Source organism: Alloalcanivorax marinus (assembly GCF_016906305.1).
In the GTDB taxonomy this organism is placed as follows: Bacteria; Pseudomonadota; Gammaproteobacteria; order Pseudomonadales; family Alcanivoracaceae; genus Alloalcanivorax; species Alloalcanivorax marinus.
Genome location: NZ_JADDOL010000001.1, coordinates 77,885 through 92,326, shown reverse-complemented (window position 1 = coordinate 92,326; position 14,442 = coordinate 77,885). Strand labels below are relative to the sequence as shown.

The 14,442-nt window shown below is 64.5% G+C and carries 15 protein-coding genes; 10 read left to right on the top strand and 5 right to left on the bottom strand.

Annotation, left to right across the window (positions count from 1 at the left end; translation table 11 throughout):
• The first annotated feature begins 97 nt into the window (after positions 1 to 97).
• Positions 98 to 772: a type 1 glutamine amidotransferase domain-containing protein gene (locus tag IM760_RS00475; RefSeq protein ID WP_204426589.1), complete on the top strand. Its 675-nt coding sequence runs from the start codon at positions 98 to 100 to the stop codon at positions 770 to 772.
• Positions 773 to 844: 72 nt separating this feature from the next.
• Positions 845 to 1,324: a glutathione peroxidase gene (locus IM760_RS00470; protein WP_204426588.1), complete on the top strand. Its 480-nt coding sequence runs from the start codon at positions 845 to 847 to the stop codon at positions 1,322 to 1,324.
• Between the two features lie 6 nt (positions 1,325 to 1,330).
• Here the strand turns inward: IM760_RS00470 and IM760_RS00465 are convergent, their stop codons facing one another.
• Genes IM760_RS00465 through trhA form a run of 3 tightly spaced genes read right to left on the bottom strand, consistent with a single transcriptional unit; the run spans position 1,331 to position 2,838 of the window.
• Positions 1,331 to 1,741 (bottom strand): DUF6691 family protein, encoded by a 411-nt coding sequence (locus IM760_RS00465; RefSeq protein ID WP_204426587.1) that lies wholly within the window; start codon positions 1,739 to 1,741, stop codon positions 1,331 to 1,333.
• Complete coding sequence (locus IM760_RS00460; protein WP_204426586.1) at positions 1,741 to 2,178, bottom strand: YeeE/YedE family protein; 438 nt, start codon at positions 2,176 to 2,178, stop codon at positions 1,741 to 1,743. Before IM760_RS00460 ends, IM760_RS00465 begins: the two co-directional genes overlap by 1 nt.
• Before the next feature lie 24 nt (positions 2,179 to 2,202).
• Positions 2,203 to 2,838 carry a PAQR family membrane homeostasis protein TrhA gene (gene trhA / locus IM760_RS00455; RefSeq protein ID WP_204426793.1) on the bottom strand — a complete coding sequence of 212 codons (636 nt, stop codon included), beginning with the start codon at positions 2,836 to 2,838 and terminating at the stop codon, positions 2,203 to 2,205.
• A 215-nt stretch (positions 2,839 to 3,053) separates the two neighbouring features.
• Between trhA and IM760_RS00450 the strand changes: the two genes are divergently transcribed.
• From IM760_RS00450 to IM760_RS00435, 4 genes are all read left to right on the top strand, one after another.
• The gene (locus IM760_RS00450; protein WP_204426585.1) at positions 3,054 to 3,503 is read left to right on the top strand and encodes a Dps family protein; all 450 of its coding nucleotides are present in this window, start codon (positions 3,054 to 3,056) and stop codon (positions 3,501 to 3,503) included.
• A 250-nt stretch (positions 3,504 to 3,753) separates the two neighbouring features.
• Complete coding sequence (locus tag IM760_RS00445; protein WP_204426584.1) at positions 3,754 to 4,827, top strand: efflux RND transporter periplasmic adaptor subunit; 1,074 nt, start codon at positions 3,754 to 3,756, stop codon at positions 4,825 to 4,827.
• The gene (locus tag IM760_RS00440) at positions 4,827 to 7,901 is read left to right on the top strand and encodes an efflux RND transporter permease subunit (RefSeq protein WP_204426583.1); all 3,075 of its coding nucleotides are present in this window, start codon (positions 4,827 to 4,829) and stop codon (positions 7,899 to 7,901) included. Before IM760_RS00445 ends, IM760_RS00440 begins: the two co-directional genes overlap by 1 nt.
• 185 nt (positions 7,902 to 8,086) lie before the next feature.
• On the top strand, positions 8,087 to 8,893 hold the full coding sequence (locus tag IM760_RS00435) for a metal-dependent hydrolase (protein ID WP_239549526.1): 807 nt from the start codon (positions 8,087 to 8,089) through the stop codon (positions 8,891 to 8,893).
• Positions 8,894 to 8,899: 6 nt separating this feature from the next.
• Here the strand turns inward: IM760_RS00435 and IM760_RS00430 are convergent, their stop codons facing one another.
• Positions 8,900 to 9,724, bottom strand: coding sequence for a mechanosensitive ion channel family protein (locus tag IM760_RS00430; RefSeq protein WP_204426581.1), 825 nt, complete (start codon positions 9,722 to 9,724; stop codon positions 8,900 to 8,902).
• A complete protein-coding gene (locus tag IM760_RS00425; protein WP_204426580.1) occupies positions 9,717 to 11,672 on the bottom strand; it encodes an ATP-binding protein in 1,956 nt (651 codons plus the stop codon). The genes IM760_RS00430 and IM760_RS00425 overlap by 8 nt, the downstream gene beginning before the upstream one ends.
• A gap of 131 nt (positions 11,673 to 11,803) precedes the next feature.
• Here IM760_RS00425 and IM760_RS00420 point away from each other — a divergent pair, with 131 nt between their 5' ends.
• The 4 genes from IM760_RS00420 to IM760_RS00405 all read left to right on the top strand — a co-directional run bounded on the left by IM760_RS00420 (position 11,804) and on the right by IM760_RS00405 (position 14,434).
• Complete coding sequence (locus IM760_RS00420) at positions 11,804 to 12,208, top strand: CBS domain-containing protein (RefSeq protein WP_204426579.1); 405 nt, start codon at positions 11,804 to 11,806, stop codon at positions 12,206 to 12,208.
• Between the two features lie 84 nt (positions 12,209 to 12,292).
• A complete protein-coding gene (locus tag IM760_RS00415) occupies positions 12,293 to 12,790 on the top strand; it encodes an Mpo1 family 2-hydroxy fatty acid dioxygenase (protein WP_204426578.1) in 498 nt (165 codons plus the stop codon).
• 4 nt (positions 12,791 to 12,794) lie between these two features.
• A complete protein-coding gene (locus IM760_RS00410; protein WP_239549525.1) occupies positions 12,795 to 13,544 on the top strand; it encodes a helix-turn-helix domain-containing protein in 750 nt (249 codons plus the stop codon).
• A 23-nt stretch (positions 13,545 to 13,567) separates the two neighbouring features.
• The gene (locus IM760_RS00405; RefSeq protein ID WP_204426577.1) at positions 13,568 to 14,434 is read left to right on the top strand and encodes a crotonase/enoyl-CoA hydratase family protein; all 867 of its coding nucleotides are present in this window, start codon (positions 13,568 to 13,570) and stop codon (positions 14,432 to 14,434) included.
• Positions 14,435 to 14,442 lie beyond the last annotated feature (8 nt).

Sequence of the window (14,442 nt, the reverse complement as noted above, 5' to 3'; positions counted from 1 at the left end):
TGTGGGTATTGATCCCATCTTGATGCCGAATCTGTCAGCGTCAAGCTAAAGCTGGCCGCGAACCGTCACGGCCATCCAGATCGCGCAAGGAGTTGTTATGAACCTGGATAAACCGCTACTGATGCTGGTCACCAGCGCGTCACAAATGGGGCAGGGCCAACAGACCGGCCTGTGGCTGGAAGAGTTCGCCGTGCCCTGGCAGGTCTTCAAGGACAACAATATTCCGGTGCGGGTGGCGAGCCCCACCGGCGGCAAGATTCCCATCGATCCGCGCTCGGTGCCGGACGACGATCAGAAAGAAGCATGGCGGGAAGCCATCGCCGAACTGCAGGATACCCGTCCCCTGGAAGAGGTCTGGGAAGACGGTTTCGTGGGCGTGTTCGTACCCGGCGGCCACGGTGCCATGTTCGATATGCCCGACAACCCGCTGGTGGCCGGTGTGCTGCAGCGCACCTGGGCCCAGGGCGGTGTGGTGGGCGCCGTCTGTCACGGGCCGGCGGCCCTGATTGGCGCCCGCGACGAAGACGGCGTACCGCTGGTCAAGGGTCGCAAGGTGGCCTGCTTCACCAACGAGGAAGAGCGGGAAGTGGGCCTGGAAGAGGTCATGCCCTTCCTGCTCGAAACGCGCCTCTCGGAGCTCGGCGCGCGCATCGAAAACAAAGGCAAGTTCGAGGCCCACGCGGTCACCGACGGGCGCCTGGTCACCGGCCAGAACCCGCCGTCCAGCAAGGTCACTGCCGAAGCCCTGGTCGAGGTGCTCTACTCGGAGTAGGGCCGGTGGATAGCGACGGCGCCGGGCCGGCGTCCGGGCTATACTCGGATTCGACACCTTAAGGAGCCCGCCATGACCACCTTGTACGATTTCGAGGCCCGTACCCTGGACGGCCAGCCCCGGCCCTTGTCCGACTTCAAGGGCAAGGTACTGTTGATCGTCAATACCGCCAGCAAGTGTGGCTTTACGCCCCAGTACCAGGGGCTGCAAAAGCTGTACGACAATTTCGCCGACCGGGGCCTGGAAGTGCTTGGCTTTCCCTGTAACCAGTTCGGTCATCAGGAACCCGGTGATTCCGGAGAGATCGGTGCCTTCTGTGAGAAGAACTACGGCGTGCGTTTCCCGGTGTTCGAGAAGATCGACGTGAACGGGGAGCACGCCCATCCGCTGTTCCGTTACCTGAAGGCGGAGGCGCCCGGCGTGCTGGGCACCGAGGGCATCAAGTGGAACTTCACCAAGTTTCTGGTGGACCGGGACGGTCGGGTGGTGAAGCGCTACGCGCCCAAGGACAAGCCGGAAAAGCTGGCCGACGACATCGAGGCGCTGCTCTAGGAGCGGTCAGCGGGGGCCGAGCAGCCTGAACAGGCCCATGCCGGCCAGCATGGCGGCCACGAAGATCAGCGCCTCGCCGTGGCCGGCGCCGGCGGCCACCAGAGCCGGGCCCGGACAGAAGCCCGCCAGCCCCCAGCCGGCGCCGAACAGCAGCGCGCCGACCACCAACCGGCGGTCCGGCCGGGTGGCGGTGGGGCCGCGCATGGGCTCTCCCAGCAGCGATTGACGCCAGCGCCGGGAGACCCCGAACGCCACTACCCCCACCGCCACGGCGCCGCCCATCACCAGTGCCAGGGACGGGTCCCAGGCGCCGGCCAGATCCAGAAAGCCCAGCACCTTGGCCGGGTTGGCCATTTGGGAAATCAGCAGCCCCAGGCCGAACACCAGCCCCACCAGAAACGCCACCAGGGTTTTCATCAGGCCGCTCCCAGCAGATGCCGGGTCACATAGACCGTGGCGAAGCCGGCGCCCATGAACAGCAAGGTGGCCACCAGCGAGCGAAGCGACCAGCGCGACAGGCCACAGACGCCGTGGCCGCTGGTGCAGCCGGACCCCAGCCGGGTGCCGTAGCCGACCAGCAGGCCAGCCAGGATCAGCACCGGCAAGGACGCGCTGACCCGCACCGGGGCCGGGCCGGCCACCGCCAGATACAGCCAGGGAGAAACCAACAGGCCGGCCAGGAACGCCAGCCGCCAGCGCCAGTCCCCCGGCACCGGGGCCAGCAGGCCGCCGAGAATGCCGCTGATGCCGGCGATGCGGCCGATCAATAACCACAGACCGCCGGCGGCGGCGCCGATCAGCAGACCGCCCGCCAGGGCGCTCCAGGGGGTGAAAACGGACCAATCCACGTTCATTGCCGGGTCTCCGCAAGCCGGGAATCAGGCGGGCAGAACGCTGAAATAGACCGCACAGAAGTGACACACGCTGCCGCCCACCACGAACAGGTGCCAGATGGCGTGATTGTAAGGCAGCCGGTCGGCCAGATAGAACACCACGCCGGCGGTGTAGGTGATGCCACCGGCCAGAATCAGGCGAAAGCCGGCCGGGTCGATGCTGTCCAGCAGCTCGCCGGAGGCGAACAGCACCAGCCAGCCCATGGCCAGATAAATGCCCACCCGGGCCAGTTTATAGCGGTTGCCGAACAGCAGCTTGAGGACGATGCCGGTGGCCGCCAGCGCCCAGATCACGCCGAACAGGGTCCAGCCCACCGGCCCGCGCATGTTGACCAGCAGAAAAGGGGTATAGGTGCCGGCGATCAGCGCGAAGATGGCGCAATGGTCGAGCATCTTGTAAATCGCCCGCCAGCGCGGCGCGCGGCTGGCGTGATAGAGCATGCTGGCCGCGTAGAGCAACGCCAGGGTGGCGCCGAACACACTGAAGCTGACGATCTTCCAGGGGTCGCCCAGCAGGCTGGCGGCCACCACCAGCAGCACCGTGCCGGCCACGCTGAGCACCAGGCCGATGCCATGGGTCAGGCTGTTGAGGAACTCCTCGAACGGCGCATAATCGTCCATCGTGGCGGCCTGCTGTGTGGTCAAGGTTCGCTCCTGGTTCGTCGGTCCGGAACATGCCCGAAAGGGCGAATCATTGCTGGTGACCGCCGCCTTGTAAAGGCAGCGCCGTCATGAGATCAAGGTATCGCTGCGATAGCCCGACACGGGCCTTGTTTAATCCGAAAACGGAGGCATTCTATTCAGGTATAAGTCCAATCGCCAAAGGAGGAATCGCGATGATTGAACACAGCAAAGAGGTGGCCGACGAGCTGAGCAAGCTGCTTGCCGAAAGCTACACCCTGTACCTTAAGACCCACAATTACCATTGGAACGTGACCGGCCCCATGTTCCACAGCCTGCATCTTCTGTTCGAGGAGCAGTACACGGAGCTGGCCACCGCCGTGGACACCATCGCCGAGCGCATTCGCGCCCTGGGCAGCAAGGCGCCGGGCAGCTATGCCGCGTTCGCGAAGCTGTCCACCGTGAAGGACGCCGAAGGCGACCCGGACGCCACCGAAATGCTCAAGACCCTGACCGCCGATCACCGCACCGTGGCCGAGCGCGCCAACAAGGTGCTGAAGCTGGCCGGCCAGCATGAGGACGAGGGGTCCGCCGCCATCGCCAGCGACCGCATCGAGCTGCACGAAAAAGCCGCCTGGATGCTGTCCGCCCACCTGGGCGACTGACCCTCGCTCGCTTTGCCCTCGTCCGCTTCGACCTCTCAGGCCGGCTCACGCCGGCCTTTTATTTGGTCGGAATAGCGTGATCGTCAAGTTAACGGGAAGTGACCATAAGGTCACGATAAAAGGCATTTTCGGTATTGATCGGGCTCTTATCATCGGCGCCCTTCTGGCATTATTGAACCCTTCGGTTTTGTTTATTCGGTGACCCACCGGGCCGCGCAAGTCGGACCATGGATATTGAAGGGAGAGCGTGATGAAGGAGAGAACCGGGCAGGTCCTGATGGCGGTGATGGTGCTGTTGGGGCTGGCGGGATGCGAAGAACCGGCACAGCGGCCGGAGAGTGCACCGGTACCGGTCAAGCTTGTCACCGTGGACAGAAGCGGTGACAGCGGGCGTCGCTACCCCGGCCGGGTGGTGGCCACCGAACGCTCGCAGCTCGCCTTTCGCGTCTCGGGTCAGTTGGTGGAACTGCCGGTGAAGGATGGCCAACGCGTCGAGAAAGGGACGCTGCTGGCCCGACTCGACCCCCAGGATTTCGAGAATGAATTGGAGCGAAGCCGGGCGGATGCGGAACTGGCGGGAAAGAACTACCAGCGTGGCCGCGCCCTGGCGGAACGGGGCGTGATTGCCGATTCCGAACTTGACGAGTTGTCGACACGTTATCGTCAGGCGCAGGCGGCGCTCAAGCTGGCCAGGGACAATCTCTCCTACACCCGTCTGATCGCTCCCTACGATGGCGTGGTGGCAAGCACCGAGCAGGAAAACCATCAATTCGTGCAGGCTCAGGAACCGGTCGTGAACCTGCAGAGCAGTGCCACCATTGATGTGCGGTTTTCCGTTTCGCAAAGCTTCATATCCCGGGCGGCACCGCTGGACAGAAATTTCCAGCCGGAGGTGGTCTTTCCGGGCTTGCCGGATCAGCGTTTTCCGGCTGTTTACCGAGAACATGAAGCCCGTTCCGGATCAACCCAGGCCTATGCGGTGGTGGTCACGCTCCCCACCCCGGAGGCGCTGGCGGTCCTGCCGGGCATGAGCGCGGAGGTCTGGGTCGATGAGAGCCGATTGAGCAATGGCGGGCGCGCCCGTGCCCGGGTGCCGGTGGGGGCGGTCTTCAATCAGGATGGGCAGGAAGGTGCCCGGGTCTGGCGTCTGGACCCGGAGGCCGGCACCGTGCATGCGAGAAGCGTGATGTTGGGTGAAGTGACCGGCTCGGGCGTGGAAATCCTGGATGGCCTGAAGCCGGGCGACCGGGTCGTGAGCGCCGGCGTGCACCGCCTGGAGGAGGGTCAGGAGGTCCGCGAGCTGACCCGCGAGCGGGGGTTGTGATGGGCATCGCCGAGTACGCTGTCCGGCACCGGGTGGTAAGCTGGCTGTTCGCCGTGGCGCTGCTGGTGGGCGGCGTGGTGAGCTTTTTCCAGCTGGGGCAATTGGAAGATCCGGAGTTCACGCTGAAGACGGCGCTGGTCAATACCGAATACCCCGGCGCCTCCGCCCTGGAGGTGGAAGAGGAAGTCACTCTGCCAGTGGAAAAGGAAATCCAGAGCCTGCCTTATGTGGATTATGTAACGTCCATATCGAGCGCCGGCCTGTCCCAGATCACCGTGGAGATGAAGCCGATATATCGGGAAAAGGAGCTCAAGCAGATTTGGGACGAGCTGCGCCGCAAGACCCATGATATTCAGGCCCGCCTGCCGCCCGGAGTCGGCGAAATCCAGGTCCTCGACGATTTCGGTGATGTCTATGGCATCCTGCTGGCCCTGACCGGCGATGGCTACTCCTATCGGGATCTCCAGGATTACGCGGACATACTCACCCGCGAACTGGTGCTGGTCGAGGGCGTAGGCCGCGTACAGGTCGCGGGGCAGCGGCAGGAGCAGGTATTTCTGGAGCTGTCACGGAGCCGGATGAGCAATCTGGGGATCAGTCCGGAGCGGATTTTTTCGCTGCTGGATACCCAGAACGCCATCAATCCCGCCGGGCGTGTCCGGGTGGACGATGAACACCTTCGCATCGCACCGGACGGGGCCTTCACTTCGGTGGAAAGCCTGGGCGATCTATTGATCTCGGAACCCGGCGCGGAACAACTGGTGTATCTGAGCGATGTGGCGGACATCAAGCGTGGTTACCAGGAGGTGCCCGATCATCTCTACCGCCATGGAGGTAAACCGGCGCTTACCTTGGGCATTTCGTTCGCGCCACAGGTGAATGTGGTGGATGTCGGCGAGCGTGTCCGCCAGCGCCTGGAGGAACTGTCCTACCGGCAGCCGGCGGGGATGGACCTGTCCACGGTGTACGACCAGCCCGCCGAAGTGGATGAATCCGTGGGCTCTTTCCTGTGGAACCTGGCCCAGGCGGTGATGATCGTTATCGGCGTACTGCTGCTGTTCATGGGGCTGCGTTCCGGCGTGCTGATGGGCGGCATTCTGCTGCTGACCATTCTCGGCACCTTCATCGTCATGGCGGTGATGGGCATCGAGTTGCAGCGTATCTCTCTGGGCGCCCTGATCATCGCCCTGGGGATGTTGGTGGACAACGCCATCGTTATCACCGAAGGCATTCTGGTGGGCATTAAACGCGGCCTGTCCAAGGTGGCGGCGGCCGCCGAGATTGTCCGCCAGACCGCCTGGCCCTTGCTCGGTGCCACGGTGATCGCCATCACCGCCTTTGCGCCGATCGGGCTATCCAGTGACGCGTCCGGGGAGTTCACCAACAGTTTGTTCTGGGTGCTGCTGGTGTCGCTGATGCTGAGCTGGATCGTGGCCATAACACTGACCCCATTCTTCGCCGACATGCTGTTTACCGGTAACCGGACCGCCAAGACGCACGGCGAGGACGTCGGCGAGGACCCCTACAAGGGACGCTTCTTCCGTCTTTACCGGGGGTTGTTGCAACGCTCCATTCATCATCGTGTGCTTACCCTGCTTTTCATGGTGCTGCTGCTGGTGGCGGCCGTGGCCGGCTTCGGACTGGTGAAGCAATCGTTCTTCCCGCCTTCCAATACGCCCATTTTCCTGGTCGATTACTGGCTGCCTCAGGGGAGCGATATCCGCGCCACGCAGGATGGCGTTCAGCAACTGGAAGAAACGTTACTGGAAACCGACCATGTCACCTCGGTGACCAGCACCATCGGGCAGGGTGCCCAGCGCTTTATGCTGCCGTATTTCCCGGAACGACGTTATCCCTCATACGCTCAGTTGATCGTGGAAGTGGATGAACGCGACAACATCAACGGGGTGATCAGCAAGCTTCAGGAGCGGCTGGGTGAATCGCACCCGTCGGCGTTCACCAAGATGAAACGGTTGATGATCGGACCCACCGCCAACGCCACCATCGAAGCGCGGTTATCCGGGCCGGACCCGGAGGTATTGCGTGGATTGGCGGTGAAGGTGGAAGAGATCATGCACCGCGACCCGGGTCTGGAAGGTATCCGCCACGATTGGCGCGAAAGGGAAAAAGTCATCAAACCGCGCTTTGAACAGGCGCAGGCACGGCGCACCGGCGTCAGCCGGGAAGATCTGGAGCAGGCGCTGGCGATGAACTTCTCGGGCGTGGACGTGGGCCTGTATCGGGACGGCGCGGATCTTCTGCCGATCATCGCCCGCCCGCCGGACACCGAGCGTCTTGGCGCGAACAACCTGGACCAGGTGCAGGTCTGGTCGCCGGTGCTTGAGGATTACATTGCCATTCGACAGTTGGTGTCCGGTTTCGACACGGAATTGGAAGACGGTCTGATCATGCGCCGGGATCGCAAGCGTACCCTTACGGTGCAGGCCGAGCCGGCGGTGCTGGGCGGGGAAACCGGAGACCAGGTGCTGCGCCGCATTCGTCCCGAGATCGAGGCGCTGGCATTGCCGAGGGGCTATGAATTGAGCTGGGGTGGTGAATACGAACTCACCAAGGACGCCCAGACCGCGGTGTTCGCCAGTGTGCCGATGGGCTATCTGTTTATGTTCATCATTACCATTCTGCTGTTCGACAGTTTACGCCAACCACTGGTGATCTGGGCCACCGTGCCGTTGGCGATCATCGGAGTGACCATCGGTCTGCTGGTGTTCAATGCCCCGTTCAGCTTCATGGCGCTGCTCGGCTTCCTGAGTTTGAGCGGCATGCTGGTGAAGAATGGCATCGTACTGGTTGAACAGATCAAGCTGGAGATGAATGAAGGCAATGCGGCCCTGGATGCGGTGATACACGCTTCCGTCACGCGGGTGCGGCCGGTATGCATGACCGCGGTCACCACCATTCTCGGCATGGTGCCGCTGCTGTTCGATGCCTTTTTCAAATCCATGGCGGCGGTGATCATGTTCGGTCTCGGCTTCGCCACCGTTCTGACCTTGATCGTGGTGCCGGTGCTGTACACGCTGGCCTATCGCATCCGCCCGGATGGCAAGACGGCCTGATCGCCGTCGTGCCGCCCGGGCCGCAATGGCGCGGGAAAATGGCGCGACCTGCACTGGCCCGCGCGGGCGCGGGTGACGCATATTGCAAAACCGTATCAATACGCCGTTCCGCCACAGGTGCCACCGCCATGAGTGCTCAAGCCCCGATTCGACGCACTAACCGAAGTGAGATCCAGCCACGGAGAATGGACTTCACCTTCGATCCGGACATCCCCCGTTACTGGTTCGCCAACGATCAGTTCAAGACGCTGCTGCTGACCGCCCTGTCCTGCACCTTCCCGGAAGGCGAGCGGTTTTTTGTGCGGTCCGTGCGCCATTACCAGAAACGGATCACCGATCCGGACCTGCGCGAACGGGTGAAAGGCTTTATCGGTCAGGAAGCGCACCACGGCAACGAGCACGAACACTTCAACACCTTCATGGAAAGCAAGGGCGTGCCCACCCAAAAGGTGCACGACTATGTGCACGAAGGGATGAAGTGGATCGCCAAGAAATTTTCCCCGGAGCGGCAACTGGCCAAGACCTGCGCGCTGGAGCATTTCACCGCCATGCTGGCCGAGCTGATGCTCGAGGAACCGGAATTCCTGGAAGGCATGGATGAGCGCATGCTGCCGCTGTGGCTGTGGCACGCCATCGAGGAAAGCGAACACAAGGCGGTGGCGTTCGACGTCTATCGCGACCAGGTGGACAACTACTGGGTGCGCACTTCGGAGATGGCGTTCACCACCGTGGAGTTCATCGGCTTCACCATCTTCCACTACATCCAGCTGCGCCGGGACATGGACGACAAGCGCGATCTGCGCTCGGTGCTCAACGGCGTTAACTGGCTGCTGGGCAAGCCCGGCTGGCTGCGCCGTCTGGGCCGTTCCTATCTGGCCTACTACAAGCCGGGTTTTCACCCGGAGAAGAAAGACAGCCGCGCCGTGCGTCAGCGTGCGCTGGCGAGACTGGCGGTGATGCTGGACCGGCCGGAGCTGGCCGAGGCCGCCTGAGGCGGATCAGTCTCCGCCGCGCAGTTCCCGGGGGCGGGCGATGCCCCGCTCCCGGAACAGGCCGGTGACGCGCAACACCACGTCACTCTGGAACGCCTTCTCGTAACGCACGTCCAGCACATAGGCCTTGGCGCGCAGCCGCACCGCCAGGTATTCCGCCACCGGCACCTCCTCGATGGCGAGGGTGACCGGCTTTTTCAGAAACGCGAAGCGGCTGGTCACGATCACCTCCTCGATGATGTCCCGGGCCGCCTGCAGGTCCGCGTCCAGGCCCACGTGGAAGTCGGTAACCACCATCATGTCCAGCTCCCCGGCGTTGCCGGAGGCGACCACGTCGGTGATGAACAGGGCGTTGGGGATGGTCACCAGATTGTCGTCCAGCGTCTGCACGCGCACCGCGCGCAGACCGATGGAAACGATTTCCCCATAGGTGTCGCCGAAGGTGATGCGGTCACCCACCTGAAAGGGCCGGTCGAACAGCAGCAACAGGCCCGCCACCAGCGAGGCCACCACATCCTTGAGCGCGAACCCCAGGGCCACGGCCAGGGAACCGGCGGCGGCCAGCACGAATTCGCGGGGCGGGTTGAGCACGCCGATCAACAGCGCGCCGGTGCCCAGGGTGTAGATGGCGAACCCCAGCAGGGTGGTGAACTGCAGAATCAGGAAGCGCCGGGCGGGGACCCGTTCCATCAGATTGCGCCCCAGCCGCTGCACCCCCCAGTTGAGCGCCCACAGCACCCCGATGCCGACGATCAGTAGCAGGATCACATAGACGTCGAACAGATCCATGACCGTGGCCAGGTCGTTGACGAGGTCGCCGCTGTCACTCATGGAGCAGATTCTTCCTGGTCAGAAGGTGGATCACCGTGTGGTACCACAGCGGCACCAGCCGATAGCGGCCGTCGCCCTCGCTGGAACGGATGAAACCGGCGTCGAAGCCCGCCTTCAAGGCATAACGCACCACGTTTTCCGGCAGGTTGGTGACGGTGACGATCTCATCGCCGGACAGATTCTCATGGGTGGCGATGGCCGCGTACACGAACAGCAGATTCTCGCCGGATTTTTCCACCGTTGCCGACGGCGGCAATGACGGCAGCCCCACCAGCACCTCCCGGCGGCCCACCTTCACCGAGCTCAGCCACAGTTTCAGGGCGGTCATCGGGTTGCCCCGGCAGGCGTCCCACAGCAGGCTGAAATAGCGCTGTTCCGCGTTGCGCACATTGCCCGCCTCCGGGCCGCGGGACGACAGCAGCACCTCGTCATAGCGCAGCTTCAGGCCGCTGCGATGGTGGCGGGAAAGAATCAGCGAACGAATCTCCGTGGGGCTCCAGCGCTTTACCCGCACCACGTTGCGGAACTGGTATTCGCGCCCGAACACATTGCACAGATAGGCCCAGCTCTGGTTGTTGATCAGCACCAGCCAGAACAGATTGTCCAGCCGCGCGTTGGTCAGTCGCAGCAAGGCGCGCCAGCCGTCCAATCCGCCGATGCTGGAGAGGAAGGTATTCTGGCACTCGTCCAGCACCAGCAAGGTGGGTGGGCGCTCACCGTCGTTGCGGACCAGGCTGGCGGGGCCTTCATCGAGCGCCTCGTTCAGAGCCTCGGCGACCAGGGCGGTGACCGCCTGGGGCGCCACGGTGCGCGGCGGCACCGCCAGACGGACCACCCGCAGGGCCGGGTCCGATTCGGCCAGGCGCTCGCTCAGATGCGCCACCGTCAGGCTCTTGCCGCTGCCTTTTTCACCGGTGACCAGCAGGGTGTTGTCATCGCTGCGGTCGTCCCGCCAGCGCTGCACCGCCTTGGCGATGGCGTCCTCCAGACCGGTGTCGATAAAGGGCGCGGGCTCGTCGCCGGGCAACTCCGCCGCGAACCACGACTGATAGGCCCGGGCCGCCTCGCTCTCGTCCAGCGGCGCGCCATCCTCGTCCTCGTCGCCGCGGTTGCGCAGCCGGAACCAGCGCGCCTTGAGGCGCAGGTAGCCGTCGAAGCCGGCGAACAGCCGGTCCAGGTAGCGGGTAACGAAATAGACCAGCGCCACCGGCAGCAGCAGCGGCGCGGTCCAGTGGAACCAGCGTGGGCGCAGCAGGCGCTCGGCCAGCGGGTCCAGGGACGACGGCAGAATGGTCTGCAAACAGAGCACGTACTCACGGGCCCGTGGCGCCAGCAGCCGGGCCACCGCGGCGTACAGGGACGCCGCCACCAGGGCGGTCAGCGCGGTGTGCATGGCGCCTTGCGGCTGGGCCTGGGCGGCCACCAGAAACAGCGCCCAGGGCACCAGCAGCAGCTGGGACAGCCGACGGGCCCGCTGGCCGGCGGTGCGCGCCTGATCGCCCTGCACATACTCGCCGGCGGCCTGGGCCACGCGCAGCACCAGCCATTCCCCGGCCAGCCACTGCACACCGAACAGCACATACAGCCAGGCCAGCGGCAGGGCCAGGAACACCCAGCGGGTGGACGGGGAGGTGGCCAGCAGCGGCGTGGCCAGGGCCAGCAGCGCGGCCGGAATCAGCCACGGCAGCAGCGGCGCCAGACCGGCCACCAGCCGGCTCAGGTTCCACAGCCAGCGTTTCTCGCTGCCCAGGCGCAGCACCCGGTCGTGCAGGGCCAAAAGGCCGGCGCGGGCGCGGCGGCCCAGCCGCGCCGCCAACCAGAACACCAGGCCGGCGGCCAGCAACGACAGCAGGTTGCCGGCCAGATGGCCGGTGGTGTCCGGTGCCCCGTAAAAGGCAAGCAGGGCCTCGGCCAGTTCCCGCGGCGCCCGCGGCCAGGAAAACCCCATGTTGCGTTCCTTGCCAGGCAAAGGCGTTATTGTATGAATCGGAAAGCGGAGCGTCACCCGGCGTGGTGCCGGTGCTATAGTCAAAATGGTATAGGAATTGAAACCCCGGTGGGAAAATCAGGAGAGCGACAATGGCTTCGTTGTTGGTAAAGGATCTGATGGTGCGTCATCCCATGGCGATCCAGGCGGGCACCGAGCTGAACACGGTGGTGGCGACGTTGCTGCAGAGCCGCTATTCCGGGCTGCCGGTGGTGGACCGCGAGCGCCGGGTGATCGGCTTCGTCTCCGAACAGGATTGCCTGCGCCGTCTGCTGGTCACCAGCTACCACCAGGAGGGCTCCGTGCGGGTGGAAGAACTGATGCATGATGAGCCGCTCACCGTGCGGGAAACCGACTCGGTGGTGGACATCGCCGAGATGATGGTCAAGCAGAAGCCGAAGATCTATCCGGTGCTGGATCGTGACGGCGGTCGGCTGGTCGGGCTGCTGACCCGTCGGGTGGTGTTGCGCGCCCTCAACGACAGCCACTGGAGTTGACCGCTTCGTACAAGTTTGCGAAGACCTGGCACGCTAGTGTTAGAGCCATCCGTATGACTGAACAATAAAAAAGGAGTGACCGCCATGCGTGATCTGGCCACCTTTCTTGGCGACTACGGCGAAAGCCATCGCCACCCGATCAATCAGTGGGTACACATCGTCTGTGTGCCAGTGATTTTCTTCTCCACGCTGGGCCTTTTCTGGCTGATCCCGGTCGGCCGGTGGCTGGGCCTGGACGCCGCCGCCTACTGGGTCAACGGCGGCACCCTGTTGGCGCTGTTGTGCATGCCCTTCTATCTGCGCCTTTCCCTGGGGGTGTCGTTGATGATGCTGGGGTGGCTGCTGCTGTCCCTGGCACTGATCGTGGCGCTGGACCGGGGTCCGCTGCCACTGGGCTGGACCGCCCTGACCCTGTGGCTGGTGGCCTGGGCGGTGCAGGTCTGGGGCCACAAGGTGGAAGGCAAGAAACCCTCCTTCGTGGACGATCTGGTGTTCCTGCTGGTGGGGCCGATCTTCGTCAGCCTGGAAGTGCTCTATAAACTGGGGCTCAGCCGCACGCCGGGTCACGGCCGGCCGTCCTGACCCGATGAGCAAGCCGGTTCCCCGCTCGCCCCTGTACCTGTGGGAAGGCGGGTGGTGCATGCTGGCGCCGCACCTGCACAACCGGCCCCACCGTCATGTGGCCGCGTCGCTGTTGGTGGGGCTGGCGGCGCCGATTCAGGTGCAGCTGGCCGGGCACGGGGTGACCGCCGAGGCGGTGTGGGCGGCGCCGGACGTGGAGCAGGCCCTGAGCAGTGACGGTCCGGTGGCGGTGCTGCACCTGGACCCGGATCACCGGGCCTGGCGGGCGCTGCGCCTGCAGGGCCCGGGGGGCGAGTTCCCACTCGCCGCCCACCCGGATTTCGCGGCGGCCCTGCGGGCTCTGGCGGCGGCCCCGTCGGTGCCCGGTGCCCTGGCCCTGCGCGATGCCTTGCAGGCCGGTGAGCCGCGCCCACTGGACCCCCGGGTGCGTACCGCCTGCCTGAGCCTGCGGCGCGGCGACGGCGAGGTGGGTGGCGCCGAGCTGGCGGTGGCGGTGGGCCTGTCCGAATCCCGCTTCCGGCATCTGTTCCGGCAGGAACTGGGCGTCAATCTGAAACGCTTTCAACTGCACCTCAAATGTCAGCGCGCGTTGACCCTGTGGCGGGACGGCATGAGCCTGACCGACCTGGCGCTGGCGGCCGGCTTCTATGACCAGCCGCACCTCAATCGCACCCTGCGTGCCATGTTCGACACCCTGCCTTCCCGCTATGCTAGGGCCTTCCCGGTCCGGGTCGAGCACCTGGACCCCGCATAACAAAAGCAGACTCGGGAATCATCATGGAGTATCAGCACATCCGTGTGGAGCGGGCGGCGCCCCTTCTCACCATCACCCTGAACCGCCCGGACCGCCTCAATGCCTTTACCCTGCGTATGAAGGACGAGCTGGTGCATGCCTTCGGCGAGGCGGACCGCGACCACGAAGTGCGCGCGGTGATCGTCACCGGAGCGGGCCGTGCCTTCTGCGCCGGCATGGAAATGCAGCCGGAAGACGGCGGCCATGTGTTTGGTTACGACGACGCCGAGGGCGAGACGCCGCCCCTGGATACCATCCGCGACTCCGGTGGCGAGGTCTCCCTGGCCATCTTCAATTGCCGCAAGCCGGTGATTGGCGCCCTGAACGGCGCCGCCGTGGGTGTCGGCATCACCATGACCTTGCCCATGGATTTCCGGCTGGCCGCCCACGGCGCCAAGATCGGCTTCGTATTCAGCCAGCGGGGCCTGACGCCGGAGGCCTGCTCGTCTTGGTTCCTGCCGCGCCTGGTGCCCATGCACAAGGCGTTGGAGTGGGTTTACAGCGGCGATATTTTTCTGGCCGAGGAAGGTCTGGAAGCGGGCCTGTTCCGCAGCCTGCACGATAAGGAGTCGGTGCTCGACGCGGCCCGTGAGCTGGCCCACAAACTGGTGGCCAAAAGCTCCCCGGTGTCGGTGGCCCTGGCCAAACAGATGCTGTGGCGCAATCCGGTGTTCGACCACCCGATGCGGGCCCACGCGGTGGAAACCCGCCTGATCTACCGGTCCAACGAATTCTGGGACGGCAAGGACGGGTTTCCCGCCTTTCTGGAAAAGCGTGACCCGGTGTTCGATACCAATCTCAATGACCTGCCCCGCGACTTCGGCTTCTGGCCGGAGCCCCCGCTGAAATAACAACAGAA

Excerpts from the sequence above, each read along its gene's own strand:
- IM760_RS00475 (WP_204426589.1), top strand. The coding sequence starts at position 98 with ATGAACCTGGATAAACCGCTACTGATGCTGGTCACCAGCGCGTCACAA.
- IM760_RS00470 (WP_204426588.1), top strand. The coding sequence starts at position 845 with ATGACCACCTTGTACGATTTCGAGGCCCGTACCCTGGACGGCCAGCCC.
- IM760_RS00465 (WP_204426587.1), bottom strand. The coding sequence starts at position 1,741 with ATGAAAACCCTGGTGGCGTTTCTGGTGGGGCTGGTGTTCGGCCTGGGG.
- IM760_RS00460 (WP_204426586.1), bottom strand. The coding sequence starts at position 2,178 with ATGAACGTGGATTGGTCCGTTTTCACCCCCTGGAGCGCCCTGGCGGGC.
- trhA (WP_204426793.1), bottom strand. The coding sequence starts at position 2,838 with ATGGACGATTATGCGCCGTTCGAGGAGTTCCTCAACAGCCTGACCCAT.
- IM760_RS00450 (WP_204426585.1), top strand. The coding sequence starts at position 3,054 with ATGATTGAACACAGCAAAGAGGTGGCCGACGAGCTGAGCAAGCTGCTT.
- IM760_RS00445 (WP_204426584.1), top strand. The coding sequence starts at position 3,754 with ATGAAGGAGAGAACCGGGCAGGTCCTGATGGCGGTGATGGTGCTGTTG.
- IM760_RS00440 (WP_204426583.1), top strand. The coding sequence starts at position 4,827 with ATGGGCATCGCCGAGTACGCTGTCCGGCACCGGGTGGTAAGCTGGCTG.
- IM760_RS00435 (WP_239549526.1), top strand. The coding sequence starts at position 8,087 with ATGGACTTCACCTTCGATCCGGACATCCCCCGTTACTGGTTCGCCAAC.
- IM760_RS00430 (WP_204426581.1), bottom strand. The coding sequence starts at position 9,724 with ATGAGTGACAGCGGCGACCTCGTCAACGACCTGGCCACGGTCATGGAT.
- IM760_RS00425 (WP_204426580.1), bottom strand. The coding sequence starts at position 11,672 with ATGGGGTTTTCCTGGCCGCGGGCGCCGCGGGAACTGGCCGAGGCCCTG.
- IM760_RS00420 (WP_204426579.1), top strand. The coding sequence starts at position 11,804 with ATGGCTTCGTTGTTGGTAAAGGATCTGATGGTGCGTCATCCCATGGCG.
- IM760_RS00415 (WP_204426578.1), top strand. The coding sequence starts at position 12,293 with ATGCGTGATCTGGCCACCTTTCTTGGCGACTACGGCGAAAGCCATCGC.
- IM760_RS00410 (WP_239549525.1), top strand. The coding sequence starts at position 12,795 with ATGAGCAAGCCGGTTCCCCGCTCGCCCCTGTACCTGTGGGAAGGCGGG.
- IM760_RS00405 (WP_204426577.1), top strand. The coding sequence starts at position 13,568 with ATGGAGTATCAGCACATCCGTGTGGAGCGGGCGGCGCCCCTTCTCACC.